This window comes from Streptomyces sp. NPDC044921 (genome assembly GCF_056432865.1).
Genome location: NZ_JBWKIF010000009.1, coordinates 100,768 through 125,872 on the forward strand (window position 1 = coordinate 100,768; position 25,105 = coordinate 125,872).

Annotated in this window: 26 protein-coding genes; 14 read left to right on the forward strand and 12 right to left on the reverse strand. The window is 70.6% G+C overall.

The annotated features are described in order from the left end of the window. Window positions 1-24: 24 nt before the first annotated feature. From AC07DA_RS16255 to AC07DA_RS16280, 6 genes are all read right to left on the reverse strand, one after another. The gene (locus AC07DA_RS16255; protein ID WP_479128591.1) at window positions 25-759 is read right to left on the reverse strand and encodes a TerD family protein; all 735 of its coding nucleotides are present in this window, start codon (window positions 757-759) and stop codon (window positions 25-27) included. 130 nt (window positions 760-889) lie between these two features. Beyond that, window positions 890-2,035, reverse strand: coding sequence for a DUF475 domain-containing protein (locus AC07DA_RS16260; protein WP_479128593.1), 1,146 nt, complete (start codon window positions 2,033-2,035; stop codon window positions 890-892). 151 nt (window positions 2,036-2,186) lie between these two features. Continuing rightward, window positions 2,187-2,762 (reverse strand): TerD family protein, encoded by a 576-nt coding sequence (locus tag AC07DA_RS16265; RefSeq protein WP_479128595.1) that lies wholly within the window; start codon window positions 2,760-2,762, stop codon window positions 2,187-2,189. Between the two features lie 119 nt (window positions 2,763-2,881). Next, window positions 2,882-3,457, reverse strand: coding sequence for a calcium homeostasis/redox stress adaptation protein (locus AC07DA_RS16270; RefSeq protein WP_479128598.1), 576 nt, complete (start codon window positions 3,455-3,457; stop codon window positions 2,882-2,884). A 147-nt stretch (window positions 3,458-3,604) separates the two neighbouring features. After that, a complete protein-coding gene (locus AC07DA_RS16275) occupies window positions 3,605-4,063 on the reverse strand; it encodes a peroxiredoxin (protein WP_479128600.1) in 459 nt (152 codons plus the stop codon). Between the two features lie 110 nt (window positions 4,064-4,173). Further along, window positions 4,174-4,611 carry a DUF3052 domain-containing protein gene (locus AC07DA_RS16280; protein WP_361199032.1) on the reverse strand — a complete coding sequence of 146 codons (438 nt, stop codon included), beginning with the start codon at window positions 4,609-4,611 and terminating at the stop codon, window positions 4,174-4,176. Between the two features lie 420 nt (window positions 4,612-5,031). Between AC07DA_RS16280 and aceE the strand changes: the two genes are divergently transcribed. Both aceE and AC07DA_RS16290 read left to right on the forward strand, forming a co-directional pair. Then, a complete protein-coding gene (gene aceE / locus AC07DA_RS16285; RefSeq protein ID WP_479128603.1) occupies window positions 5,032-7,779 on the forward strand; it encodes a pyruvate dehydrogenase (acetyl-transferring), homodimeric type in 2,748 nt (915 codons plus the stop codon). 83 nt (window positions 7,780-7,862) lie between these two features. Continuing rightward, window positions 7,863-8,597, forward strand: coding sequence for a potassium channel family protein (locus AC07DA_RS16290; RefSeq protein ID WP_479128605.1), 735 nt, complete (start codon window positions 7,863-7,865; stop codon window positions 8,595-8,597). Between the two features lie 67 nt (window positions 8,598-8,664). On the opposite strand, the gene AC07DA_RS16295 is transcribed toward AC07DA_RS16290, so the two are convergent. Continuing rightward, complete coding sequence (locus AC07DA_RS16295; protein WP_479128607.1) at window positions 8,665-8,976, reverse strand: small hydrophobic protein; 312 nt, start codon at window positions 8,974-8,976, stop codon at window positions 8,665-8,667. 242 nt (window positions 8,977-9,218) lie between these two features. Then, window positions 9,219-10,838 carry an MFS transporter gene (locus AC07DA_RS16300; protein ID WP_479128609.1) on the reverse strand — a complete coding sequence of 540 codons (1,620 nt, stop codon included), beginning with the start codon at window positions 10,836-10,838 and terminating at the stop codon, window positions 9,219-9,221. 116 nt (window positions 10,839-10,954) lie between these two features. Here AC07DA_RS16300 and AC07DA_RS16305 point away from each other — a divergent pair, with 116 nt between their 5' ends. From AC07DA_RS16305 to AC07DA_RS16315, 3 genes are all read left to right on the forward strand, one after another. After that, complete coding sequence (locus AC07DA_RS16305) at window positions 10,955-11,587, forward strand: TetR family transcriptional regulator (RefSeq protein WP_479128611.1); 633 nt, start codon at window positions 10,955-10,957, stop codon at window positions 11,585-11,587. Window positions 11,588-11,660: 73 nt separating this feature from the next. Continuing rightward, on the forward strand, window positions 11,661-12,869 hold the full coding sequence (locus tag AC07DA_RS16310; protein WP_479128613.1) for an alpha/beta hydrolase: 1,209 nt from the start codon (window positions 11,661-11,663) through the stop codon (window positions 12,867-12,869). Between the two features lie 66 nt (window positions 12,870-12,935). Continuing rightward, window positions 12,936-13,787 carry a DUF4429 domain-containing protein gene (locus AC07DA_RS16315; RefSeq protein ID WP_479128955.1) on the forward strand — a complete coding sequence of 284 codons (852 nt, stop codon included), beginning with the start codon at window positions 12,936-12,938 and terminating at the stop codon, window positions 13,785-13,787. 80 nt (window positions 13,788-13,867) lie between these two features. Here the strand turns inward: AC07DA_RS16315 and AC07DA_RS16320 are convergent, their stop codons facing one another. After that, entirely contained in the window at window positions 13,868-14,881 is a 1,014-nt protein-coding gene (locus AC07DA_RS16320) for an aldo/keto reductase (protein WP_479128615.1), read from the reverse strand. Next, window positions 14,878-15,342, reverse strand: coding sequence for a MerR family transcriptional regulator (locus tag AC07DA_RS16325; protein ID WP_479128617.1), 465 nt, complete (start codon window positions 15,340-15,342; stop codon window positions 14,878-14,880). The genes AC07DA_RS16320 and AC07DA_RS16325 overlap by 4 nt, the downstream gene beginning before the upstream one ends. A gap of 98 nt (window positions 15,343-15,440) precedes the next feature. On the opposite strand from AC07DA_RS16325, the gene AC07DA_RS16330 reads away from it, so the two are divergent. Continuing rightward, a complete protein-coding gene (locus AC07DA_RS16330) occupies window positions 15,441-15,911 on the forward strand; it encodes a GNAT family N-acetyltransferase (protein ID WP_479128619.1) in 471 nt (156 codons plus the stop codon). 18 nt (window positions 15,912-15,929) lie between these two features. Further along, a complete protein-coding gene (locus tag AC07DA_RS16335) occupies window positions 15,930-16,745 on the forward strand; it encodes a serine hydrolase domain-containing protein (RefSeq protein WP_479128622.1) in 816 nt (271 codons plus the stop codon). Here the strand turns inward: AC07DA_RS16335 and AC07DA_RS16340 are convergent. Beyond that, a complete protein-coding gene (locus AC07DA_RS16340) occupies window positions 16,742-17,392 on the reverse strand; it encodes a pirin family protein (RefSeq protein WP_479128624.1) in 651 nt (216 codons plus the stop codon). The two genes, AC07DA_RS16335 and AC07DA_RS16340, sit on opposite strands and share 4 nt — an antisense overlap. Before the next feature lie 62 nt (window positions 17,393-17,454). Here AC07DA_RS16340 and fasR point away from each other — a divergent pair, with 62 nt between their 5' ends. The 5 genes from fasR (at window position 17,455) to fabF (ending at window position 22,391) form a co-directional block, all read left to right on the forward strand. After that, complete coding sequence (gene fasR / locus AC07DA_RS16345; protein ID WP_479128626.1) at window positions 17,455-18,660, forward strand: fatty acid biosynthesis transcriptional regulator FasR; 1,206 nt, start codon at window positions 17,455-17,457, stop codon at window positions 18,658-18,660. An 89-nt stretch (window positions 18,661-18,749) separates the two neighbouring features. Continuing rightward, a complete protein-coding gene (locus AC07DA_RS16350) occupies window positions 18,750-19,685 on the forward strand; it encodes an ACP S-malonyltransferase (RefSeq protein WP_479128628.1) in 936 nt (311 codons plus the stop codon). Between the two features lie 16 nt (window positions 19,686-19,701). Further along, complete coding sequence (locus AC07DA_RS16355) at window positions 19,702-20,703, forward strand: beta-ketoacyl-ACP synthase 3 (protein ID WP_479128630.1); 1,002 nt, start codon at window positions 19,702-19,704, stop codon at window positions 20,701-20,703. Between the two features lie 81 nt (window positions 20,704-20,784). Further along, window positions 20,785-21,033, forward strand: a complete 249-nt coding sequence (locus AC07DA_RS16360; protein ID WP_003989952.1) for an acyl carrier protein — start codon at window positions 20,785-20,787, stop codon at window positions 21,031-21,033. Window positions 21,034-21,119: 86 nt separating this feature from the next. After that, a complete protein-coding gene (gene fabF / locus AC07DA_RS16365) occupies window positions 21,120-22,391 on the forward strand; it encodes a beta-ketoacyl-ACP synthase II (RefSeq protein WP_479128632.1) in 1,272 nt (423 codons plus the stop codon). A gap of 68 nt (window positions 22,392-22,459) precedes the next feature. Here fabF and AC07DA_RS16370 read toward each other — a convergent pair whose 3' ends face one another. Further along, window positions 22,460-22,954 carry a DUF3145 domain-containing protein gene (locus AC07DA_RS16370; protein ID WP_479128634.1) on the reverse strand — a complete coding sequence of 165 codons (495 nt, stop codon included), beginning with the start codon at window positions 22,952-22,954 and terminating at the stop codon, window positions 22,460-22,462. Window positions 22,955-23,212: 258 nt separating this feature from the next. On the opposite strand from AC07DA_RS16370, the gene AC07DA_RS16375 reads away from it, so the two are divergent. Both AC07DA_RS16375 and AC07DA_RS16380 read left to right on the forward strand, forming a co-directional pair. Continuing rightward, window positions 23,213-24,106, forward strand: coding sequence for an SGNH/GDSL hydrolase family protein (locus tag AC07DA_RS16375; RefSeq protein ID WP_479128636.1), 894 nt, complete (start codon window positions 23,213-23,215; stop codon window positions 24,104-24,106). A 10-nt stretch (window positions 24,107-24,116) separates the two neighbouring features. Continuing rightward, window positions 24,117-25,088, forward strand: coding sequence for an aldose epimerase family protein (locus tag AC07DA_RS16380; RefSeq protein WP_479128638.1), 972 nt, complete (start codon window positions 24,117-24,119; stop codon window positions 25,086-25,088). The last annotated feature ends 17 nt before the right edge of the window (window positions 25,089-25,105 follow it).

Below are 25,105 nucleotides of genomic sequence, written 5' to 3' on the forward strand. Positions count from 1 at the left end.
CGGGCGGCCGGCGTCCCGCGGGGCTCAGCGGTCGACCTTCGTCTTGTAGCCCCGCCCCCACTGCAGCCCCCATCCGTACAGCCGGTCCAGTTCCGCCTGGAAGCCGTAGACGAACCTGGCCTCGCGGCGGACGACGATCTCGTCCTTGATCTTCTCGATCATGACGACGGCGCAGGAGCGGGCCTGGGGCTGCCGTTCGTCGAGGTGGATCTCGATGCGGGGGCCGTTGCTCGGGTAGAGCGTCACGATGGCCTGGGCGCGGTCGAAGGCGGGCGTCTGGTCGTAGATGTAGACGAAGACCAGGAGCCGCTTGATGCTGTCGCGGTGGTCGAGGTTGATGTACATCGTCTCGCCGGACCCGGAGCCGAAGCGGTCGTCGCCGCTGAGCTTGACGTAGGGCGGGGCGTTGACGTCGCCGAAGTATCCGCCGAGCGGCTGGACGACGCCCTTGGTGCCGTCCTGGAGCTCGTAGAGGCAGCCCAGGTCGAGGTCGACGTTGACCATGCTCTGGCTGTGGCCGATGACCTCCGGTGGCTTCAGCGCCCGCAAGGGGTGCCGCAGCAGGCTCTCGCGCTGGGAGCCGCCGATGTCGGAGGTGCGCATCCGCCAGCTGAGGTTGACGCGCAGGTGGCCGCTGGCCGCGTCCTGTTTGGTCAGTGATATCTGCGCGCGCCGCTTGGTCAGTTCGATCGCGTTGGTCGACGCGTCGCCCGAGTCAAACTGCACGGTGCCGCGCCGGAGTCCGTCGAACAGGCCCATTCCGCCCCCACGTTCACTTGGGGACCGCGGGTCGTCGCCGTACCCGCGGCCCTTGACGACCGACGGGGCGGCCGCCGAGGAGTCGCCTCGGTGGCCGCCCCGTCCAGAGCGTTCCTCACCCGGAGGGGTGTCACACCCCCGAGGAGACCTCGGTCTTGTCGCTGGATCCGGACTTGCCCTCGGCCGCCGCGATGGCGCGGTTGCGGCGGACGGAGGACCAGAAGGAGGCGCCGATCAGGACGACGCCGATGAGGCCGGTGACGATCTCGTTGATCTCGTACTGGATGGTGATCAGCAGGATCATGGCGAGCGCGCCGATGGCGTAGTGCGCGCCGTGCTCCAGGTAGACGTAGTCGTCGAGGGTGCCCTGGCGGACCAGGTAGACCGTGAGCGACCGGACGTACATGGCGCCGACGCCCAGGCCGAGGGCCATCAGGACGATGTCGTTGGTGATGGCGAAGGCGCCGATCACACCGTCGAAGGAGAAGGACGCGTCCAGGACCTCCAGGTAGAGGAACATGAAGAACGCGGCCTTGCCGGCCAGCCTCACCGCGGACTTGGGCTTGCCCTCGCGGACGGCCTGCTCCTCGGCCTCGTGCTCGCGCTCCTCCTCCTCTTCGAGCTTGTCCTCGAAGAAGCCGGACAGACCGCCGACGATCATGTACGTGATCAGGCCGGCGATACCGGACAGCAGGACCGTCTCCGCCTTGTCGGCGTGGGTGCCGCCGTGCTGGTGGGCGTGGGCGCCGAAGGTGATCGCGGAGATCAGCAGCACGATCAGGGCGATGCACACCGACAGCATGTCGACCTTGCCGAGCTTGGACAGCGGCCGCTCCAGCCAGCCGAGCCACTTGATGTCCCGGTCCTCGAAGATGAAGTCCAGGAAGATCATCAGCAGGAACATGCCGCCGAAGGCCGCGATCGACGGGTGCGCGTCGGTCACCAGTTCCTGGTAGCGGTCCTTGTCGGTGAGCGCGAGGTCGACGGCCTCGATCGGCCCGAGCTGCGCGCTGACGGCGACGATCACGACGGGGAAGACCAACCGCATGCCGAAGACGGCGATCAGGATGCCGATGGTGAGGAAGATCTTCTGCCAGAAGGCATTCATCTTCTTCAGGATCCCGGCGTTGACCACGGCGTTGTCGAAGGACAGCGAGATCTCGAGGATGGACAGGATCGCTACGACACCGAACGCGGTCCACCCTCCGTAGAAGACCGCTGCGACCAGGCCGAGCGCGGTGACCGCGAACGACCACCCGAAGGTTTTCAGAACCACTGGTTACCCAATCGTGTGTGAGGGGTCCTCCCAGACGGAGTCTGGAGGGAGATCTCCCCCGCGCCGTACCCGGCTTTACGAACTTTTGAAGGCGAAGTCTAGTCGGGCCCCCTCCGCACCCCAGGGGGCCCCGCGTTTTGCTCATATCGCGCTAGGACACGTTGACCCCGAAGTCGAGGGCGATGCCGCGCAGACCGGACGCGTACCCCTGGCCCACGGCCCTGAACTTCCACTCGCCCTGGTAGCGGTAGACCTCGCCGAAGATCATCGCGGTCTCCGTGGAGGCGTCCTCACTCAGGTCGTAGCGGGCGAGCTCCTGGCCGTCGGCCTGGTTGACCACACGGATGAACGCGTTGCTGACCTGGCCGAAGGTCTGGCCGCGCTCGTCGGCCATGTGGATGGAGACCGGGAACACGATCTTGTCGCACTGCGGCGGCACCTTGGAGAGGTCGATCAGCAGCGACTCGTCGTCGCCGTCGCCCTCGCCGGTGAGGTTGTCACCCGTGTGCTCGACCGAGCCGTCCGGGCTCTTGAGCTGGTTGTAGAAGACGAACCACTCGTCCCCGAGCACCCGTCCGCCGCTGCACACCAGCGCGCTGGCGTCGAGGTCGAACGGGGCTCCGGTGGTGGAGCGCGCGTCCCAGCCGAGCCCGATCATCACCTGAGTGAGGTTCGGTGCGGCCTTGGACAGGGAGACATTGCCCCCTTTGGCAAGCGTGACGCCCATGCTGATGTCCCTCCCCGGGTGGTGTTAGTCAGGTGGTCCTGCACGTCCGGCGCCGCACGTAAACCGTGCGGCGCCGGAAGAAGGACCTGGGGCCCCGTGGCCGGGGCCCGTCAGGTGGCTCAGACGTTCACGCCGAAGTCCTGCGCGATGCCGCGCAGGCCCGAGGCGTAGCCCTGGCCGATGGCGCGGAACTTCCACTCCGCGCCGTGCCGGTAGAGCTCGCCGAAGACCATGGCCGTCTCCGTGGAGGCGTCCTCGCTCAGGTCGTACCGGGCGATCTCGGCGCCGCCGGCCTGGTTGACGACGCGGATGAACGCGTTGCGCACCTGGCCGAAGGACTGCTGGCGGGTCTCGGCGTCGTAGATCGACACCGGGAAGACGATCTTCTCGACGTCGGCCGGGACGCCGGCGAGGTTGACCTTGATCTGCTCGTCGTCGCCCTCGCCCTCACCGGTGAGGTTGTCACCGGTGTGCTCGACCGAGCCGTCCGGGCTCTTGAGGTTGTTGAAGAAGACGAAGTGCGCGTCGCTGGCGACCTTGCCGGAGCTGTTCAGCAGCAGCGCGCTCGCGTCCAGGTCGAAGTCGGTGCCGGTCGTGGTGCGGACGTCCCACCCCAGACCGACGATGACCGCGGTCAGACCCGGCGCCTCCTTGGTCAGCGATACGTTGCCGCCCTTGCTGAGGCTGACTCCCACGAGTCCTCCATTGGTGTCCAGGGGCGGGATGCCCCGTTGTGCTCGGATGTCGGATCAACGGTTCGATCCTAGTGACGGGTTCCCGCCCCTCGCAGGCCCTGAAGCCGACAATCCGGCGGGTGTCGAGCGCAGGACGCCCGACCGGCGTCACAGGGAGTCGAGCGCCTTCACGTAGTCGTTCAGGTCGCGCGCGTCCGGCAGGCCGTTGACGACGGTCCACCGCACGACGCCCTCCTTGTCGATGACGAAGGTGCCGCGCACGGCGCAGCCCTTGTCCTCGTCGAAGACGCCGTAGGCGCGCGAGACGTTGCCGTGCGGCCAGAAGTCGGACAGCAGCGGGTACTCCAGGCCCTCCTGCTCGGCGAAGACGCGCAGGGTGTGGATGGAGTCGTTGGAGACGGCGAGCAGCTGGGTGTCGCGGTCGGCGAACAGGGGCAGGTTGTCGCGCAGCTCGCGCAGCTCGCCGGTGCACACGCCGGTGAAGGCGAAGGGGTAGAAGAGCAGCACCACGTTGCGCCGGCCGCGGAAGTCGGACAGCCGCACGGTCCTGCCGTGGTTGTCCTTGAGCTCGAAGCCGGGGGCCTTCTCGCCGACCTGGATCGCCATGGTTGCGCTCGTCCCTTCCTGGGTGGTTCCGAATGGGACTGCCACCCTACGCAGGGACGCGCACAGGCCTGCGGGCGGGCCGACGGCGCCGGCCCGCCCGGTCCGTGCGGCTAACGCTTGGACTTGGCTGCCTTGGGCGTCGCCAGGCGGCTCCCGCTCCAGTCCTTGCCGACGCTGACGCTCTTGGACGCCGTCAGGCCGGCGGTCGTGGCGGCTTCCGAGATGTCACTCGGCTCCACATACCCCGAACGGCCGGTCTTCGGCGTGAGGAGCAGGATGGCACCGCCCTCTTCGATGTACGTGGTGGCATCGACCAGCGCATCCGTCAGGTCGCCGTCGTCGTCACGGAACCACAGCACAACGGCGTCGGCCACGTCGTCGTAGTCCTCGTCCACCAGGTCGCCCTCGACGATGCTCTCGATGGCCTCGCGGAGTTCCTGGTCCACGTCGTCGTCGTAGCCGATCTCCTGGACCACCTGCCCGGGCTGGAACCCCAGCCTGGCGGCAGGGTTCGTCCGCTCCTCCGCGTGGTCCGCGGTCGCGCTCACGGGTTGCCTCCTGATCATGTTTTGGGAAATAACTCAGCCACGCGCGTGCGCGAAGCATTGGCCGTAGTCCACACGGGCGGGACGGATCGCGCAAGTACCCGGCCGTTCAGACCGCCGAAACGGTGACGATCCTGGCCGTGTCACCGCAACTCCAGGCACACCATCATGGCCCCAGGTGACGCACACCACACCTTTCTGCCCCGTTTGGGCGTTTGGGAATCGTCTGTGGGTACGAGACTCGGAAGTATTCGCCCCATACGTCACGGAGTCGATCTCACGCACGGGTTACCGCTCGGTAGAGATGACGTTTCACGGCCCCGAGGTGGACCATGGGGAACGGCGCGGCCCCCCAGCGACGACGCCCAGCGACGACAGCGAAACAGCGGCCCTCGCACGGCCCTCTGACAGGTAAGGAACAGCGTGGCTTCCGCATCCGATCGCAACCCGATCATCATTGGCGGCCTTCCGAGTCAGGTTCCTGACTTCGACCCCGAAGAGACGCAGGAGTGGCTCGACTCCCTCGACGCCGCCGTCGACGAGCGCGGCCGGGAACGCGCCCGCTACCTGATGCTGCGGCTGATCGAGCGGGCCCGCGAGAAGCGCGTGGCCGTGCCGGAGATGCGCAGCACGGACTACGTCAACACCATCCCCACCAAGAGCGAACCGTTCTTCCCGGGCAACGAGGAGATCGAGCGCAAGATCCTCAACGCGACCCGCTGGAACGCGGCCGTGATGGTCTCCCGCGCCCAGCGCCCGGGCATCGGCGTCGGCGGCCACATCGCCACGTTCGCCTCCTCCGCCTCCCTCTACGACGTCGGCTTCAACCACTTCTTCCGCGGCAAGGACGAGGGGGACGGCGGCGACCAGGTCTTCTTCCAGGGCCACGCCTCCCCCGGCATCTACGCCCGCGCCTTCCTGCTGGACCGGCTCAGCGAGCAGCACCTGGACGGCTTCCGCCAGGAGAAGTCCAAGGCGCCGTACGCGCTGTCGTCGTACCCGCACCCGCGGTCGATGCCGGACTTCTGGGAGTTCCCGACGGTGTCGATGGGCCTCGGCCCGATCGGCGCCATTTACCAGGCGCGCATGAACCGCTACATGGAGGCGCGCGGGATCGCCGACACCTCCAAGTCGCACGTCTGGGCGTTCCTCGGCGACGGCGAGATGGACGAGCCGGAGTCGCTGGGGCAGCTGTCCATCGCCGCCCGGGAGGGCCTGGACAACCTCACGTTCGTCGTCAACTGCAACCTGCAGCGCCTCGACGGCCCGGTGCGCGGCAACGGGAAGATCATCCAGGAGCTGGAGTCGATCTTCCGCGGCGCCGGCTGGAACGTGATCAAGCTGGTCTGGGACCGCACCTGGGACCCGCTGCTCGCCCAGGACCGCGACGGCGTGCTGGTCAACAAGATGAACACCACGCCGGACGGGCAGTTCCAGACGTACGCCACGGAGACCGGCGCGTACATCCGGGACCACTTCTTCGGCGACGACCACCGGCTGCGCGCGATGGTCGAGAACATGACCGACGACCAGATCCTGCACCTGGGGCGCGGCGGTCACGACCACCGCAAGATCTTCGCGGCGTACAAGGCGGCCGTGGAGCACAAGGGCCAGCCGACGGTGATCCTGGCCAAGACGATCAAGGGCTGGACGCTGGGCCCGAACTTCGAGGGCCGCAACGCCACGCACCAGATGAAGAAGCTGACGGTCGACGACCTCAAGCGCTTCCGCGACCGGCTGCACCTGCCGATCCCGGACAAGGAGCTGGAGTCCGGCGTGCCGCCGTACTACCACCCCGGCCGGGACTCGGAGGAGATCCAGTACATGCACGACCGCCGCAGGAGCCTCGGCGGTTACGTCCCGACCCGCGTCGTCCGCTCCAAGCCGCTGCCGCTGCCGGAGGACAAGACGTACGCGACCGTGAAGAAGGGCTCGGGTCAGCAGTCCATCGCGACGACCATGGCCTTCGTCCGGCTCCTGAAGGACCTCATGCGGGACAAGGAGATCGGCAAGCGGTTCGTGCTGATCGCGCCGGACGAGTACCGCACGTTCGGCATGGACTCGTTCTTCCCGAGCGCGAAGATCTACAACCCGCTCGGCCAGCAGTACGAGTCGGTCGACCGCGAGCTGCTGCTCGCCTACAAGGAGTCGCCGAACGGCCAGATGCTGCACGACGGCATCTCGGAGGCGGGCTGCACGGCCTCGCTGATCGCCGCGGGCTCGGCCTACGCCACACATGGCGAGCCGCTGATCCCGGTCTACGTCTTCTACTCGATGTTCGGCTTCCAGCGCACCGGCGACCAGTTCTGGCAGATGGCCGACCAGCTGGCGCGCGGTTTCGTCCTGGGCGCGACCGCCGGCCGCACGACCCTGACCGGTGAGGGCCTGCAGCACGCGGACGGCCACTCGCAGCTGCTGGCCTCGACGAACCCGGCGTGCGTGGCGTACGACCCGGCGTTCGGCTTCGAGATCGCGCACATCGTCAAGGACGGTCTCCGGAGGATGTACGGCAGCTCGCCCGAGCACCCGCACGGCGAGGACGTCTTCTACTACCTGACCGTCTACAACGAGCCCATCCAGCACCCGGCCGAGCCGGAGAACGTGGACGTCGAGGGCATCCTCAAGGGCCTGTACCGCTTCAGCGAGGGCACGGCGGGCCAGACCCCGGCGCAGATCCTGGCCTCCGGTGTCGCGCTGCCCTGGGCGATCGAGGCGCAGAGGATCCTGGCCGAGGAGTGGAACGTCAGGGCGGACGTCTGGTCGGCGACCTCCTGGAACGAGCTGCGGCGCGAGGCCGTGGACTGCGAGGAGCACAACCTGCTGCACCCGGAGGAGGAGCAGCGGGTGCCCTACGTGACGCGGAAGCTCGCGGACGCGCAGGGGCCCGTCGTGGCGGTCTCCGACTGGATGCGGTCGGTTCCCGACCAGATCGCGCGCTGGGTGCCGCAGCCGTACCAGTCGCTCGGCGCGGACGGCTTCGGCTTCGCGGACACGCGCGGTGCGGCGCGCCGCTTCTTCCACATCGACGCGCAGTCGATCGTGGTCGGGGTCCTGACCGAGCTGGCGCGTGAGGGCAAGGTCGACCGGTCGGTGCTGAAGCAGGCCATCGACCGCTATCAGCTGCTGGACGTGTCGGCGGCGGACCCGGGGGCGGCGGGCGGCGACGCCTAGCACGTCAGACCCTGTCAAGGGGTGGTGAGGCTCACGGGTACACCGTGGGCGCACCACCCCTTCGCGTTTCCTACGATGCGCCCATGCAGCAGCTTTCGGCCCGACTCCGTTGGGAACAGCACACGCAGCGCCCCCTGCTCGGTCTGGCCCTGGCCTTCGCCGTCGCCTACGCCGTGCCCATCGTCCGGCCGGACGCGGGCCGGGACGTGGTGGAGGCCTGCGCGGCGGTGGAGTGGGTGGTGTGGGGGGCGTTCGCCCTCGACTACCTCGTCCGGCTCGCCCTGGCCGAGCGGCGGCTGCTGTTCGTGCGGACCCACTGGCTCGACCTCGCGGCGGTGCTGCTCCCGCTGCTCCAGCCGATGCGGCTGCTGCGGCTGGTGTCCACGCTGCTGCTGGTCGGACAGCGGGCCCGGATGGCCTCCCAGATACGGCTCACGACGTACGTCGCCGGCTCGGTCGTCGGGCTGCTGATGTTCGGCTCACTGGCCGTGCTGTCCGTGGAGCGGGACTCGCCCGACGGGAACATCCGGACGCTGGGTGACGCGGTGTGGTGGTCCTTCACGACGATGACGACCGTGGGCTACGGGGACCACGCGCCGACGACCGGGCTGGGGCGGATGCTCGCGGTCGGGCTGATGCTGAGCGGGATCGCGCTGCTGGGTGTGGTGACGGCGAACATCGCCGCCTGGTTCATCGCCCGGTTCGAGAAGGACGACGTCGAGGAGCGGCGGCAGACCGAGGCGATACGGGAGCTGACGGAGGAGGTCCGGGCGCTGCGCGACGAACTGGCGGCGCTGAAGGGGACGTCGGCGAGGTGACGGGAAGGAGGGCCCCCGGCGCCGTCGCCGGAGGCCCTTCCCTCGTCTCCCCGGGTGGGACGGCACGTCACAACAGCATGCCGTTGCCCGGAGTCGCCGCTCCGGCCAGCCAGATGAGGGCCAGGAGCGTGTCGATGGCGCCCAGGACGAGGGCGACCACGGCCGTGACCGGCCGGGAGCCCGCCCAGCTGCGGCCCATGGAGAGCCAGCCGCAGACGATCGCCACGGGGCCGAGGATGATCCCCAGCACGAAGAAACCGGCGACCGCGCAGATGACTCCGATGATTCCGAGCGTCGCGCGATCCGGCCCGGTACGTGACCACGTCCGGCCACGTGAGCGGGGGTGCCTGCGCGTGCCGTGTCCGAAGCTCGCCATCATCAACTCCCGTCAACCCTCCGTCGGTTGGGTTCGATGCGGGTACGACATGGCGAGTACCCCGGAAACGGCCCCCCATCCCGCTGCCTGCGCGCCACCCCCCTCCGGCGGCGCGCCGCAGCGTCCGTCCTCCATGCCCTGCGGAGGACTTGACCCACTGTGACCTGGGAGGGGGCCGGAGTGGGAGGGATCACCGGCCTCGTTCACCCTGATAGGCGAACTCGGCCGGGATCCGCGGCGGTCCGTCAGATGTGCCCGACGCCCGCGCCGGCCTCGGCGTTCTCCCCGCGCTTGGTGAGGAACGCGACGAAGACGGCGACGGCGGCCACGCCCGCGGCGGTCAGCGAGGCCAGGCTCATGCCGTCGATGAACGTGGTGTGCGCGACCTCGGTGATCTTCGCGGCGATCTGCTCGGGTGTGCCCGGGGGCACCGGGGCACTGCCCTGCTGGACGGCCAGCGCGGCCTGCTCGGACTGCGCCGGGGTGAGCGGGGGCAGCCCGGCCTCCGCCCAGTTGCCGGCCAGCTCGCTGTCGACCTTGGAGGCCATGACCGCACCCAGCACGGCCGTGCCCAGGCTGCCGCCGATCTGCATGGCGGCCTGCTGGAGACCGCCGGCGACACCGGAGAGCTCCATCGGTGCGTTGCCCACGATGACCTCGGTGGCTCCGACCATGACGGGGGCGAGGCCGAGGCCGAGCAGGGCGAACCAGACGGACATCACACCGCTGCCCGTCTCCGCGTCCAGGGTGGACATGCCGTACATGGCGACGGCGGTGAAGGCCATGCCGCCGGCCAGCGGGATGCGCGGCCCGAACCTCGTGATCATCACGCCGGCGAGCGGCGAGCCGACGATCATCATGCCGGTGAGCGGCAGCAGGTGCAGACCGGCGTCGATCGGGCTCATGCCGTGCACGTTCTGCAGGTAGAACGTCACGAAGAACAGGCCGCCCATGAACGCGATGGCCATCAGGACCATGAGGACGACACCCGCCGACAGCGGGACGGAACGGAACAGCGCCAGCGGGATCAGCGGCTCCTTGACCCTCGTCTCCCAGAGGGCGAAGAGAACGAAGCCGACGACCGACGCGACGATGAACGACCAGGTCTGCAGATCGCCCCAGCCCCACTCCGGGGCCTTGATCAGAGCCCAGACGAGGCAGAACATGGCCGCGGACAGCAGGGCGATGCCGAGCAGGTCGAAGGAGCGCGGGGCGTTCTCGGCGCGGTGGTCCAGCAGGATCCACACACCCAGGACGACGGCGAGGACACCGACCGGCACGTTGATGAAGAACACCGACTGCCAGTTGACGTGCTCGACGAGCACACCGCCGAGGATCGGGCCGCCGGCGGTGGAGGCGCCGATGACCATGCCCCAGATGCCGATCGCCATGTTCAGCTTCTCGGCCGGGAAGGTGGCGCGCAGCAGGCCGAGCGCGGCCGGCATCAGCAGGGCGCCGAAGAGCCCCTGGAAGACGCGGAAGACGATGACCGCGGTGATGCCCTTGGACAGCCCGATGGCGGCGGAGGAGGCGGCGAAGCCCGCCACGCCGATGAGGAACGTCTGGCGGTGGCCGAACCGGTCACCGAGCTTGCCCGCGGTGATCAGGGAGACCGCGAGGGCGAGGAAGTAGGCGTTGGTGATCCATTGCAGATCCGACCAGGAGGCTCCCAGGTCCTTGCCGATCGCCGGGTTGGCTATGGCCACGATGGTGCCGTCGAGGGCCACCATCATGACCCCCACTGCGACGGTGATGAGGGTGAGCCAGGGGTGCCCTCGCAGCCCCTTGCCCGGCGTCGCGCCCGACGGCGTCGCCGGTGTGCCGCCCCCCGACCCCGTCGTGTCGATGGTGGTCTGACTAGTCATGTGTTCGAGGCTAGTGACAGCCACTGACAATTGACAAACCAATTCACTAGCCGGTAACTGACACGACATCCCCGTATAGCCTGAGCTGGGCGAACACTTCGGACGAGAGGAACGCCTTGAACCTGCGCGAACGCAAGAAGCAGCGCACCCGGGACGCCCTGCTGCGGGCCGCCCTGGAGCTGTTCGCCACGCGCGGGTACGACGAGACCACGGTCGACGACATCGCCGCCGCCGTCGACGTCTCGCAGCGCACCTTCTTCCGCTACTTCGCCGGCAAGGAGGAGACGGCGTTCTTCGTGCCGCGCCTCGCCGAGGCCCTCGTCGTCGACGCCGTACGGGCCCGGCCGCCGGGCGAGGTGCCGCTGGAGGCGCTGCGCCGGGCCGTGGTGGAGAGCTGGGACACCATCCACGAGACCGTCGCGGAGATCGTGCCGATCGAGCTCCACATGCGCGTCTACCGGGTGATCGAGTCGACGCCCGCACTGCTCGCCGCCCATCTGCGCCGGGCGGCCGAGCTGGAGGAGCAGCTCGCCCGCGTCATCGCCGAGCGCGAGGGGCTCGACGTGGACGCGGACCCGCGGCCCAGGATCCTCGTCGCCGTGTTCGGCGGGGTGATCCGGGTCACCGAGCGGCTGTGGTCGGCGGGGGACGACCTCACCCTCGACGGGCTGCGCGCACTCACCACGGCCTACCTCGACCAGGTGGGACCCGCACTGGCCGGGAACTGGCGTGCGGAGCCGTCCCCTTAGCGCGGACACCGAAACGTGATCCCGGTCACTTGGTTAACGCGAGACCCTCTCGTTCTCCTAGTGTGTCCTTTCAGTGACTTCCTTCGACACCTCCCCGCAACTGAACGTCTGGCGCGCACTGCTCGCTCTGGCCGTCGTCTTCGTGATGCTGGCGACCACCGGCTGGACGGCCCTGCGCAACCAGCGGGGCGACACGCCGCTGCGGGCCTCGCTCTCCGCGTGGGAGCAGGGCCGGATCGCCGGCCACCGCCTGCCGGACCCGCGGTCCGAACCGGCGAGGCTCGCCCGCTTCTTCGCCTCGCTCGGCGAGCGGGACCGCTCGGCCCTGGTCCGCAAGTACGCCCTCGCGGTGGGCAACATGAACGGCGCCCCCGTCGAGCTGCGCTACCGGGCCAACCGCGTGGCGCTGGCCGAGGCGCGCGACGTCGAGCGGGAACGCATGCGCGACAAGCGCCTCACCCCGGCCGGACAGCACGAGGCCGGGCGCAGGATGCACCGCCTGGAGGACCTCCTGGAGAAGGACCGCCGCATCCTGGCCTTCGACCCGGAGGGCTCGGGCCGGGTCGCGGAGGTCTTCGGCGACCTGCGCGCGGCGGAGCGGGTCTCGGTCGTCGTTCCCGGCGTCGACACCGACCTGCTCACCTTCCAGCGCACCCACCGCCCCTACGCGGCACCCGTCGGCATGGCGAAGGCGCTGTACGCGGCCGAGAAGCGGGCGAGCCCCTCGACCCGTACGGCCGTGATCGCCTGGGCCGACTACACGGCGCCGAGCGGACTCGGCATCGACTCCGCGACCGCGATGCGCGCCGGGGACGGGGCCGTGCGGCTCGACTCGCTGGTGCGGGCGCTGCCCGGGCACGCGCCGGTGTCGCTGTTCTGCCACAGCTACGGCTCCGTGGTCTGCGGGGTCGCGGCGCACCGGCTGCCGGACCGGGTGTCCGACATCGCGGTGGCCGGCAGCCCCGGCATGCGGGTGCAGAAGGCCGCCCAGCTGCGCACCAGCGCCCGGGTGTGGGCGATGCGGGACGCCGACGACTGGATCCAGGACGTGCCGTACCTGGAACTCGGCGGGCTCGGTCACGGTGCCGACCCGGTGTCCACCGGGTTCGGGGCGCGGGTGCTGTCCGCGGCGGGTGCGAAGGGTCACGCCGGCTACTTCGAGCCGGGCACGGCAAGTCTGTTCAATTTCGCAGAGATCGGCGTCGGCGCATACCGCTCGGTGCACTGCGCGCACGAAGACGGCGTCTGCCGGACCGGTTTGTCCGGTACGACGGCGGCCTGACGCGCGTAGAGGCGAAGAAACCGCGGTCTGCTCGGGAGGGGGACGGAGGAGCGCGTGCCGCATACGATGAGCCGCATGGGTGACGTACTGGCCGGATTTCATGCCGCCTGGGAGTTCGAGTCCGACTCCGTGCTCATCCGCTACGAACGGGGGATTCGGACACCCAAGCTCTTCCAGGCGCTCGGGGAACGGCGTGTCCCCCTGGACGCCATCGCCGGCGTGACGCTGACGCGCGGCAGGCGCGGCACGGTCGTGCTGCGGGTCGAGCCGCGCCCCGGGGCGGACCCGCTGATGGAGGCGGCCGCCGGGCAGCTCAAGGAGAGCGGCGACCCCTACCGGCTGGTGCTGCCCGCCGAGCGGGAGGTGCTCGCGGAGTACTACGCCGACGAACTGCGCGGACTGCTGACCGGGTCCGGGCCCGTGGACCGGTTCCTCGTGGAGCCGCCGAAGGGGCCGCTGTCGTTCAAGGCGTACGACGGGAAGGCGTCCTTCGACGGCCGGACCGTGGACTTCCGCTGGTTCTGGACGGGGGCGTCGTCGGCGAAGTGGAAGGCCGGGGACCAGAGTTTCTCCGTCGAGGAGCTCAACGGGGTGGAGTGGCGCTCGCCGGAGGTCTTCGAGGGGCACCTGCGGCTGCTGCGGCGGGATGCCGGGGAGTGCGCGGTCCAGGCCGACCAGGACCCGGCCGCTGTGGTGTTCGGGCTGGGGTACGGGCCGGTGCACGAGTCGCTGCCGTTCGCCGCGGCGGTGCTGGCCGCGGCGCGGGCGGCCAGCCCGGTGGCCGCCGTGCCGGCACCGCGACGTGATCCCGCGGACATCGCCGAGCGGATCCGGCACCTGGGGGAGCTGCATCAGGCCGGGCTGGTGACGGATGAGGAGTTCTCGGTCAAGAAAGCGGAGTTGCTGGCGGAGCTTTAGCGTCTGCGGGGTACCGCGCGCCGGCGGGTGCGGCTCGAGTGTGGCCGGTCGCGCAGTTCCCCGCGCCTGAAGGCGTTCCTCTACTCCCTGCCGGCGGAAGTGAACGCCATGTCCGCGTAGCGGTCGCCCGCCACCTGGGCCGCCATGCCGTCCAGCAGGTCGAGTTGCTCGTCCGTCAGGACGATCCCGGCCGCCGCCGTGTTCTCCTCGACCCTGGAGGGCTTGCGGGTGCCCGGGATCGGGATGACCGGGAGGTCGCGGATCGTCGCCTGCTGATGGACCCAGGCCAGGGCGATCTGGCCGAGGGAGGCGCCGTGGGCCTCGGCCACCGAGCGGATCAGTCCCAGCAGGGTCACGTTGGCCGTGGCGTTCTCGCCGGTGAAGCGGGGCTGCTGACGGCGGAAGTCGTCGGGCGACAGTTCCTCGGCCCTGGCGAAGGAGCCGGTCAGGAAGCCCCGCCCGAGCGGGGAGTACGGCACCAGGGCCACGCCCAGCTCGCGGGCCGCGGGGACGACGTGCGTCTCGATGTCGCGGCTGAACAGCGACCACTCCGACTGCACCGCGGCGATGGGGTGCACGGCGTGCGCGGCCCGCAGCTCGTCGGCCGTGACCTCGCTCAGGCCGAGGTGCTTGACCTTGCCCTCGCGGACCAGGTCCGCCATCGTGCCGACGCTCTCCTCGATCGGCACGTTCACGTCGCGCCGGTGCATGTAGTAGAGGTCGATGGCCTCGACGTCCAGGCGCTTCAGGCTCGCCTCGACGGCCTGGCGGATGTAGGGCGGGTCGTTGCGCACGACTCGGCGCGTCGGGTCGTCCGCCGGGATGGACAGGGCGAACTTGGTCGCGATGACGACCTCGTCGCGGTGGGCCCTGAAGAACGGCGACAGGAACCGCTCGTTCTCGCCGGCGCCGTACGCGTCGGCCGTGTCGTAGAGGGTGACGCCCAGTTCCAGGGCCCGCTCCAGGGTGGCGCGGGAGGCGTCCACGTCCGAGGGGCCGTAGGCGAAGCTCATGCCCATGCAGCCGAGGCCCTGGACACCCACCTCGGGGCCGTTGTCGCCGAGCTTCGCCGTCGTGATCCTGCCGTCCGTCATCGGGACCTCTCCGACGCCAGGGCACGCCCGGCGTCCGCGTAGAAACTGATCTTCCGGTCGAGCACCGCGAGCGTGCCGCGCAGTTCCTCGATCCTCGCGAGGACGTCCTCGCGGGTCGTGCGCAGCAGTTCGAAGCGCTCGGCGTAGGTGTGGTCGCCCTCGCGCACCAGTTCCGCGTACCTGACCATGTCGGCGACCGGCATGCCCGTCAGGCGGAGCTTGCCGACCAGGTCGAGCCAGTCGAGGTCGCGGTTGGTGTAGCGGCGCTGACCGGTGTGGGAGCGGTCGATGTGCGGCATCAGGCCGATGCGTTCGTACCAGCGCAGGGTGTGGGCCGTCAGGCCGGTGAAGGCGACGACCTCGCTGATCGTGTAGCGGTCCTCGCCGTCCCGGCGCCGGTTCTGCTGCGGCGGGCCCGCGCAGGTGTCGGTCCCGGTCCCCGTGGTCTCCATCACCGTCATGTGCCCCACGCTAGAACCTTGGAGTGCGCTCCAAGCAAGCGCCGACGGTAAGAAATCGGCAGGACGTCCGGTGATCCGGCTGGTTAGCGTACGGCGTCATGAGTCTCGTACGCCGCGCCCTGCCCGAGGACGCCGAGGAAGTCCTGCGCCTGCGCCAGATCATGATCGACTCGCTGTTCCCCGCCGATCCCCCGGCCGGCTGGCACGGGGAGTCCCTGCCCACGCTGAGGGCCCGACTCGGCGACCTGGACGGGGACTTCGCGGCGTTCGTCGTGGACCACCCGGAGCGGCCCGGGGCGCTGGCGTCGCTGGTGGCGGGGACGATCGACTACCGCATCGGCAAGGCGGGCGACCCGCGGGGCAGGGTGGGTTTCGTCTTCAGTGTCGCCACCGACCCGGGCGCGCGGCGCCGGGGGTACGCGCGCGCCTGCATGACGACGCTGCTGGGGTGGTTCCGCGAGCGGGGCGCCCGGCGCGTGCAGCTCACCGCGTCGGCCGAGGCCGAGCCGCTGTACGTCTCCCTCGGGTTCCGGCCCAAGCCCGACCCCTTGCTGGAGCTGACGCTCTGAGCGCATAGGCTCGCACGCATGTCGCTGAAGAGCCTCGCGCTGATCGATAACTGGCCGGTTCCCACCGCCGCCGCGGGTGTCGTCCGGGCGGACGGCACGGTCCTGGGCACCCACGGCCCGGCCGGGCGGCGGTTCCCGCTCGCCTCGGTGACCAAGCCGCTGGCCGCCTACGCGGTGCTGGTCGCCTACGAGGAGGGCGCGATCGAGTTCGACGAGCCCGCCGGCCCGGCCGGGTCGACGGTCCGGCACCTGCTCGCGCACACCTCGGGCCTGGCCTTCGACGAGCACACGGTCACGGCCCCGCCCGGGGAGCGGCGGCTGTACTCCAACGCCGGGTTCGAGCAACTCGGCGACCATGTCGCGAAGGCGACCGACATCCCCTTCGCCGAGTACCTGCGGCAGGCCGTGCTGGAGCCGCTGGGCATGACCTCGACGACCCTGGAGGGCTCCCCGGCCAAGGACGGCGTCTCCACGGTGGAGGACCTGCTGCGGTTCGCCGCCGAGGTGCAGGCCCCGCGGCTGCTGGATCCCCGCACGGTCGCCGAGGCGATGAGCGTGCACTACCCGGGCACCAAGGGCGTCCTGCCGGGCTACGGCCACCAGAACCCCAACGACTGGGGGCTCGGCTTCGAGATCCGCGACTCCAAGTCCCCGCACTGGACGGGCTCTTCGTCCTCCCCGCGCACGTTCGGGCACTTCGGCCAGTCCGGTACGTTCCTGTGGGTCGACCCCGACGCGGGAGCGGCGTGCGTGGCGCTGACGGACCGGCCGTTCGGCCCCTGGGCGATCGAGGCGTGGCCGGTCCTCACGGACGCGGTGCTGGCCGAGCTCTAGGCCATCTCCCAGACGAGGAGCTCGGCCCGTGTCACGGCTTCGGCCTCCAGGCCCTCGGCCCCGGTGATCCGGGCCGCGTCCCCGGCGCCCAGCTCCTCGCCGTCCAGCCGCACCTCACCGCGGACGACGTGCACGTACGCGTACGGCCCGTCCGGCACCGCCGTGCGCTCCCCCGCCGCCAGGCGCCGCACGTGCAGCATCGCGCCGGCCTCGGGGACGGCGTAGGGAGTGGAGTCGGCGATGCCGCGGACGACCTCGTGGAACGGGTCGCCGCCGGGCCGCAGCGGGGCGAGCCACATCTGCAGGAAGACCAGGGGCTCCGGGCCGTCGTTGCGCTCCACGTGCCGCACCCCGGCCGCCGCGCTGAGCCGCTGCACGTCGCCGTGGCGGACGACGGACTCGTGCCCGGTGGAGTCGCGGTGGGTCAGCTCCCCCTCCACCACCCAGGTCACGATCTCGGTGTGGCTGTGCGGGTGCTCGTCGAACCCGGCGCCCGGGGCCAGCCGCTCCTCGTTGCACGCGAGGACGGCGCCGAAGCGGAGGTTGTCCGGGTCGTAGTGGGCCCCGAAGGAGAAGGCGTGCCGGGTCTCGATGCCGGCCGCCGGGTCACCGCCCCGGTAGCGCTCGTCGGCGCGCCGAATGTCCATCACACGGACCACCGTAGACCCGGCGGCGCACCTTCCCGTCCGGATAAGGCAGTCTTGTCCCCGTGCCCGAACCCGAAACCAGCAAGAACGCAGCCGCAGCCCGTGCCGTCCACCCCCATGCCGCGACGCTGAAGCGGCTGGAGAAGTCGTCCGGATCGCTCGCCGCGCAGGCCATCGCGCGGATGGACGAGTCGCTGCCCTGGTACCGGGCCATGCCCCCGGAGAACCGTTCCTGGATCGGTCTGGTCGCGCAGGCGGGCATCGCCGCGTTCACCGAGTGGTTCCGGCATCCGGACGCCCCGCAGGCCATCTCCACCGACGTGTTCGGCACGGCGCCGCGCGAGCTGACCCGGGCGATCACGCTGCGGCAGACCGTGGAGATGGTGCGCACCACCATCGAGGTGATGGAGTCCGCGATCGACGAGGTCGCGGCTCCCGGCGACGAGAGCGTCCTGCGCGAGGCGCTGCTCGTGTACGCGCGCGAGATCGCCTTCGCCACCGCCCAGGTGTACGCCCAGGCCGCCGAGGCACGCGGTGCCTGGGACGCCCGGCTGGAGTCCCTGGTGGTGAACGCCGTGCTGAGCGGCGAGGCCGACGAGGGGGCCGTCTCCCGGGCCGCCGCCCTCGGCTGGAACTCGCCCGAGCACGTGTGCGTGGTGCTGGGCACGGCACCCGACGGGGACAGCGAGCTGACCGTCGAGGCCATACGGCGTGCGGCCCGGCACGCCAAGCTCCAGGTGCTGACCGGGGTGCTCGGGGACCGGCTGGTCGTCATCGCGGGCGGCAGCGACAACCCGCTGGCCGTGGCCAAGTCGCTCATCGGCCCGTTCGCGGCCGGGCCGGTCGTGGCCGGTCCGGTGGTGCCCGACCTGCAGGCCGCGACCCGGTCCGCGCAGGCCGCCGCCGCCGGCCTCAAGGCGTGTTCGGCCTGGCAGGACGCTCCGCGCCCGGTGCTCGCCGACGACCTGCTCCCGGAGCGGGCCATCGCCGGTGACCCCTCGGCCCGTGAGCAGCTGGTGGAGGAGATCTACAGACCGCTGGAGGAGGCCGGGGCGGCGCTTTTGGAGACCCTCAGCGTCTACCTGGAACAGGCGAGCAGTCTGGAAGGGGCGGCCCGGATGCTGTTCGTGCATCCCAACACCGTCCGCTACCGGCTTCGACGTGTGACTGACGTCACCGGCTGGTCACCCTCCGATGTACGCTCTGCGTTCACACTGCGGATCGCGCTGATCCTGGGGCGTCTGGTCGATGGAGATCTCCAGCCCTAGTGTTTTGTCGGGGCTCGACAAAACCCCCTCGTGTTCTTCGTCCCTGTCCCCACGGGCGGCCGTGCCCGTACCCAAGAGAGAGTGTGAGAGTGCTCGTACTCGTCGCTCCCGGCCAAGGCGCCCAGACGCCCGGCTTCCTGACCGAATGGCTCGACCTCCCCGGTGTCCGCGGTGCCCTGGAGGCATGGTCCGACGCCGCGGGGCTCGATCTGATCCGTTACGGCACCGAGGCCGACGCGGAGGAGATCCGCGACACCGCGGTGGCGCAGCCGCTGCTCGTCGCGGCCGGCATGGTGTCCGCGTCCCTGCTGTTCGAGGACCCGGCGGACCTCCCCCGCAAGGTCGGTGCCCTCGCCGGTCACAGCGTCGGCGAGTTCACCGCCGCCTCGCTCGCCGGGGTGCTCCCGCACGAGGAGGCGCTCCGCCTGGTCCGCGCCCGCGGTCTGGCGATGGCGCAGGCCGCCGCCGTCACGGAGACGGGCATGGCCGCGCTGCTGGGCGGCGACCCGGACGTGACGATTCCGCACCTGACGAAGCTGGGCCTGACCCCGGCGAACATCAACGGCGCCGGCCAGGTCGTCGCGGCGGGCACGAAGGAGCAGCTCGCCGCGCTGGAGGCGGACAAGCCCGAGGGCGTGCGCAAGGTCGTCGTGCTGAAGGTCGCCGGCGCGTTCCACACGCACCACATGGCCCCCGCCGTCGAGACGCTGGCGAAGGCCGCCGCCGGAGCCCGGGACACCGGTGACCCGAAGGTCGCCTACATCTCCAACGCGGACGGGAAGGCCGTCAGCACCGGCAGCGAGGTGCTGGAGCGGCTGGTCGGCCAGGTCGCCAACCCGGTCCGCTGGGACCTGTGCATGGAGACCTTCAAGGAGCTCGGGGTCACGGCCCTGATCGAGGTCTGCCCGGGCGGCACCCTCACCGGCCTGGCGAAGCGGGCCCTGCCGGGCGTGAAGACGCTGGCCCTGAAGACCCCCGCCGACCTCGACGCCGCTCGCGAGCTCATCGCCGAGCACAGTGCCTGAGAAGGAGCCCGAGAGCATGGCGAAGATCAAGCCCGGCAAGGGCGCCCCGTACGCGCGGATCCTCGGCGTCGGCGGCTACCGCCCGACCCGGATCGTGCCGAACGAGGTGATCCTGGAGACGATCGAGTCGTCCGACGAGTGGATCCGCTCGCGCTCCGGCATCGAGACCCGGCACTGGGCCTCCGACGAGGAGACCGTCGCGCAGATGTCGATCGAGGCGTCCGGCAAGGCCATCGCGGACGCGGGCATCTCCGCGGAGCAGATCGGCGGCGTGATCGTCTCGACCGTCTCGCACTTCAAGCAGACGCCGGCCGTCGCCACGGAGATCGCCGACAAGCTGGGCACCGACAAGGCCGCCGCCTTCGACATCTCGGCCGGCTGCGCGGGCTTCGGCTACGGCCTGACCCTCGCCAAGGGCATGATCGTCGAGGGCTCGGCGGAGTACGTCCTGGTGATCGGTGTCGAGCGGCTGAGCGACCTGACCGACCTGGAGGACCGGGCGACGGCCTTCCTGTTCGGCGACGGCGCGGGCGCGGTCGTGGTCGGCCCGTCCCGCGAACCCGCGATCGGCCCGACCGTGTGGGGCTCCGAGGGCGACAAGTCCGACACCATCAAGCAGACCGTGCCGTGGACGGACTACCGCGACGGAACGGTCGAGAAGTTCCCCGCGATCACCCAGGAGGGCCAGGCGGTGTTCCGCTGGGCCGTGTTCGAGATGGCGAAGGTCGCCCAGCAGGCGCTGGACGCGGCCGGGATCACCGCGGACGACCTGGACGTCTTCATCCCGCACCAGGCCAACGTGCGGATCATCGACTCGATGGTGAAGACCCTGAAACTGCCGGAGCACGTCACGGTCGCGCGTGACATCCGCACCACCGGCAACACCTCGGCCGCCTCGATCCCGCTCGCGATGGAGCGGCTCCTGGCGACCGGCGAGGCGAAGAGCGGCGACACCGCGCTCGTCATCGGCTTCGGGGCGGGTCTCGTCTACGCCGCGACTGTCGTTACCCTCCCCTAGGCACTCCGTGCCGGATCATGCGGTCCGGGACGGGAAGAACCACCTGCCACACCCTCTGGATATCTACGAAGGAGCGCCAACATGGCCGCCACTCAGGAAGAGATCGTCGCCGGTCTCGCCGAGATCGTGAACGAGATCGCCGGCATCCCGGTTGAGGACGTCCAGCTGGACAAGTCCTTCACCGACGACCTGGACGTCGACTCGCTGTCCATGGTCGAGGTCGTCGTCGCCGCCGAAGAGCGCTTCGACGTCAAGATCCCGGACGAGGACGTCAAGAACCTCAAGACGGTCGGTGACGCGACCGACTACATCCTCAAGCACCAGGGCTGATCGACCGATCAGGCCCTTGGGCTGACTGCCCCGCCACCCGGCGGTGGCGCCGCTTAATCCTCGGATCCGTTGGAGAAAGAATTCCCGTGAGCTCGACCAATCGCACCGTGGTCGTCACCGGTATCGGCGCAACCACACCGCTGGGTGGCGACGCAGCCTCTACCTGGGAGGGCCTGGTCGCCGGACGTTCCGGCGTCAAGCCCCTGGAGCAGGACTGGGCGGCCGACCAGGCCGTCAAGATCGCGGCCCCCGTCGCCGTGGAGCCGACCGAGGTCATCCCCCGGCCGCAGGCCCGCCGGCTGGACCGCTCGGCGCAGTTCGCGCTGGTCGCGGCCAAGGAGGCCTGGGCCGACGCCGGCTTCGAGGCCAAGGCCGGCGAGGACCCCAGCGTCGACCCCGACCGGCTGGGCGCGGTCATCGCCTCCGGCATCGGCGGCGTGACGACGCTGCTCGACCAGTACGACGTGCTGAAGGAGAAGGGCGTCCGCCGCGTCTCCCCGCACACCGTTCCCATGCTGATGCCCAACAGCCCCTCCGCCAACGTCGGGCTGGCCGTCGGTGCCCGGGCGGGCGTGCACACGCCGGTCTCCGCCTGCGCGTCGGGCGCCGAGGCCATCGGCTACGCCATCGAGATGATCCGCACCGGCCGCGCCGACGTGGTCGTCGCGGGGGGCACGGAGGCGGCGATCCACCCGCTGCCCATCGCCGCGTTCGGCAACATGATGGCGATGTCCAAGAACAACGACGACCCGCAGGGCGCGTCGCGCCCCTACGACATCGCCCGGGACGGTTTCGTCCTCGGTGAGGGCGCCGGTGTCGTGGTCCTGGAGTCCGCCGAGCACGCCGCCAGGCGTGGTGCCCGGGTGTACGCCGAGGCGGTCGGGCAGGGCATCTCCGCCGACGCGCACGACATCGTGCAGCCGGAGCCGGAGGGGCGGGGCATCTCGCACGCCCTGCAGAACCTGCTGGAGCGCACCGACCTCGACCCGGCGGAGATCGTGCACGTCAACGCGCACGCGACGTCGACGCCGGCCGGTGACATCGCCGAGCTGAAGGCGCTGCGGAAGGTGTTCGGTGACGACACCGACCACATCGCGGTGTCGGCGACGAAGTCGATGACCGGGCATCTGCTCGGTGGCGCGGGTGGTGTCGAGACGGTGGCGACCGTGCTCGCGCTGTACCACCGGGTGGCTCCGCCGACGATCAACGTGGAGAACCTGGACCCGGAGGCCGAGGCGAACGCGGACGTGGTCCGCGGCGAGGCCCGCAAGCTGCCGGTCGACGGGCGGATCGCCGCGCTGAACGACTCGTTCGGGTTCGGTGGGCACAACGTGGTGCTGGCGTTCCGGACCGTGTGATCCCGAGCGCCGGACGGCCCGGACTCCTCAAGGGGAGTCCGGGCCGTTCGCCGTTGTGCGCAACGGCGTCACACCACCTGGTGGAGCCAGCGGACCGGGGCGCCTTCGCCCGCGTAGCGGAAGGGTTCGAGCTCGTCGTCCCAGGGCTTGCCCAGGAGTTTGCTGAGCTCTGCTTCCAGGTTGGTCTCACCCCGCTGGGAGCGCTGGAGTGCCGCGCGCAGGCGGTCCTCGGGGATGAGGATGTCGCCGTGGATGCCGGTGACGGCGTGGAAGATGCCCAGGTCGGGAGTGCAGCTGTAGCGCTCGCCCTCGGCGGTGGGGCAGGGTTCCGCGGTGACCTCGAAGCGCAGCAGGTGCCAGCCGCGCAGCGCGGAGGCCAGCTTGGACGCCGTGCCCACCTGGCCCTGCCAGGAGAACTCCGAGCGCCAGGTGCCGGGCGCGGCGGGCTGCCGGATCCAGTCCAGGCTGACGCGTGTGCCGAGCACCCCGGCGACGGCCCACTCGACGTGCGGGCACAGCGCGCGCGGCGCGGAGTGCACGTACAGAACTCCACGTGTCGTCACCGGAACCTCCGGGCAGAGCGGACCATCTTGGAACAGGCGGAACGGCGGTGACCGGGCGGGTCACGTTGATGGCGAGGCTACCGTGCGGGGGCGCGAGGAGTGTGACGTACGGTCGGTCCAGGTGCCGGGAAACTCCCGCCATTCACCCAGGGGGACGCTTGTACGGGTGTGAGCCGTTGCACCTGATGGGCCGGGAACCCCCGTGCGTTGTCATGGGTTGGGGAGACAGGGACGGTACGGCGAGGGGACGGAGCAGACATGCGAAACGGGAAACCCCGCTCACGGGGTGTCCTGGCCGTGGTCGCCGCGACCGTGCTGGCCGTGGCCGGGTGTGACGCCGTCGGCGGCGACTCCGCCGCCCCGTCGGCGAGCGCGAAGCCGTCCCCGAAGCCCACGCCCCTGTGGGACCGCAGCCCGAGCTCCGTCGCCGCGGTCGGTGACTCCATCACCCGCGCCTTCGACGCGTGTGACGTGCTGTCGGACTGCCCGGAGGCGTCCTGGGCGACCGGCACCAGCCCCGAGGTGGACTCGCTGGCGGTGCGGCTGCTGGGGCGGACCGAGGCCGCCCGGCGCAGCTGGAACTACGCCGTGTCGGGTGCGCGGATGGCCGACCTGCCCGGGCAGATGGCCCGGGCGGTGCAGCGCAAGCCGCAGCTGGTGACGGTGCTGATGGGGGCGAACGACGCCTGCCGGGCCACGCCCTCGGCGATGACCCCGGTTGCCGCCTTCCGCGCCGACTTCGAGGACGCGCTGCGCTCCCTGCGCAAGGCCCTGCCCAAGACGCAGGTGTTCGTGGCGAGCGTGCCCGATCTGAAGCGGCTGTGGTCCGAGGGCCGCTCCAGTGCGACGGCCCGGCAGGTGTGGCAGCTGGGCATCTGCCCGTCGATGCTGGGCGACGCGGCCGCCCTGGACGCGTCGGCGACCCTGCGGCGCAACACGGTGCAGCAGCGGGTGGAGGAGTACAACAAGGTCCTCAAGGAGGTCTGCGCCGAGGACAAGCGGTGCCGTCACGACGGCGGCGCGGTGTACGACTACCGCTTCGGCACGGCCCAGTTGAGCCGCTGGGACTACTTCCACCCGAGCGTGAACGGACAGGCCCGGCTGGCGGAGATCGCCTACCGCACCGTCACGGCGGAGAGGCCCCTGACTTAGAGTTCCGCGCATGAACGAACTCTTCGGCACACTTCCCGACGGGACCCCGGTGCACCGCTGGACCCTGGAGCGGGCGGGCGTACGGGTACGGGTGCTGTCGTACGGCGGGATCGTGCAGTCGGTCCAGGTGCCGGACCGGGCGGGGCGGGCCGCCGACGTGGTGCTTCGGTTCCCGGACCTCGACGGGTACCTGGCCCGTCCCGAGCCGTATCTCGGCGCCCTGGTCGGGCGGTACGCCAACCGGATCGCCGGCGGCCGTTTCCCGCTGGACGGGCGGACGTACGCCCTCGAGGCGAACAACGGGCCGAACTCGCTGCACGGCGGGGCGCGCGGCTTCGACAAGCGGGTCTGGGACGTGGTCCGGGTCGAGCACGGTGTGCGGCTGTCGCGGGTCAGTCCGCACGGCGAGGAGGGCTTCCCCGGGCGGCTGGAGGTCTCGGCGACGTACTCGCTGCTCGCGAGCGGGGCGCTGCGGATCGCGTACGAGGCGGTCACGGACGCGCCGACCGTGGTGAACCTGACCAACCACAGCTACTTCAACCTGGCGGGTTCCGGTGACACGGGCGGTCATGAGCTGCGGCTGGCGGCCTCCCGGTACACGCCGGTCGACGCGGACCTGATCCCGGCCGGCGGACCGGAGGACGTGTCCGGCACGCGCTTCGACTTCCGCGCGGCCCGCAAGGTGGGGTCCGGCTACGACCACAACCTCGTGCTCGACAAGGGAGTGACGGACGCTCCGGTGGAGGTCGCCGAGCTGCACGACCCGGCGTCGGGGCGGGTGCTGACGGTGGCGACGACCGAGCCCGGGCTCCAGCTGTACACCGGTGACCACCTCGGCGAGCCGTTCGCCCCCGGTGACGGCATCGCGCTGGAGACGCAGCACTTCCCCGACTCGCCGAACCGGCCGGACTTCCCGACGACCGTGCTGCGGCCGGGCGAGGTGTTCCGCTCGGAGACGGTGTACGGGTTCGGCGTGCGGTAGCCCCGGGGCGGCAGCCT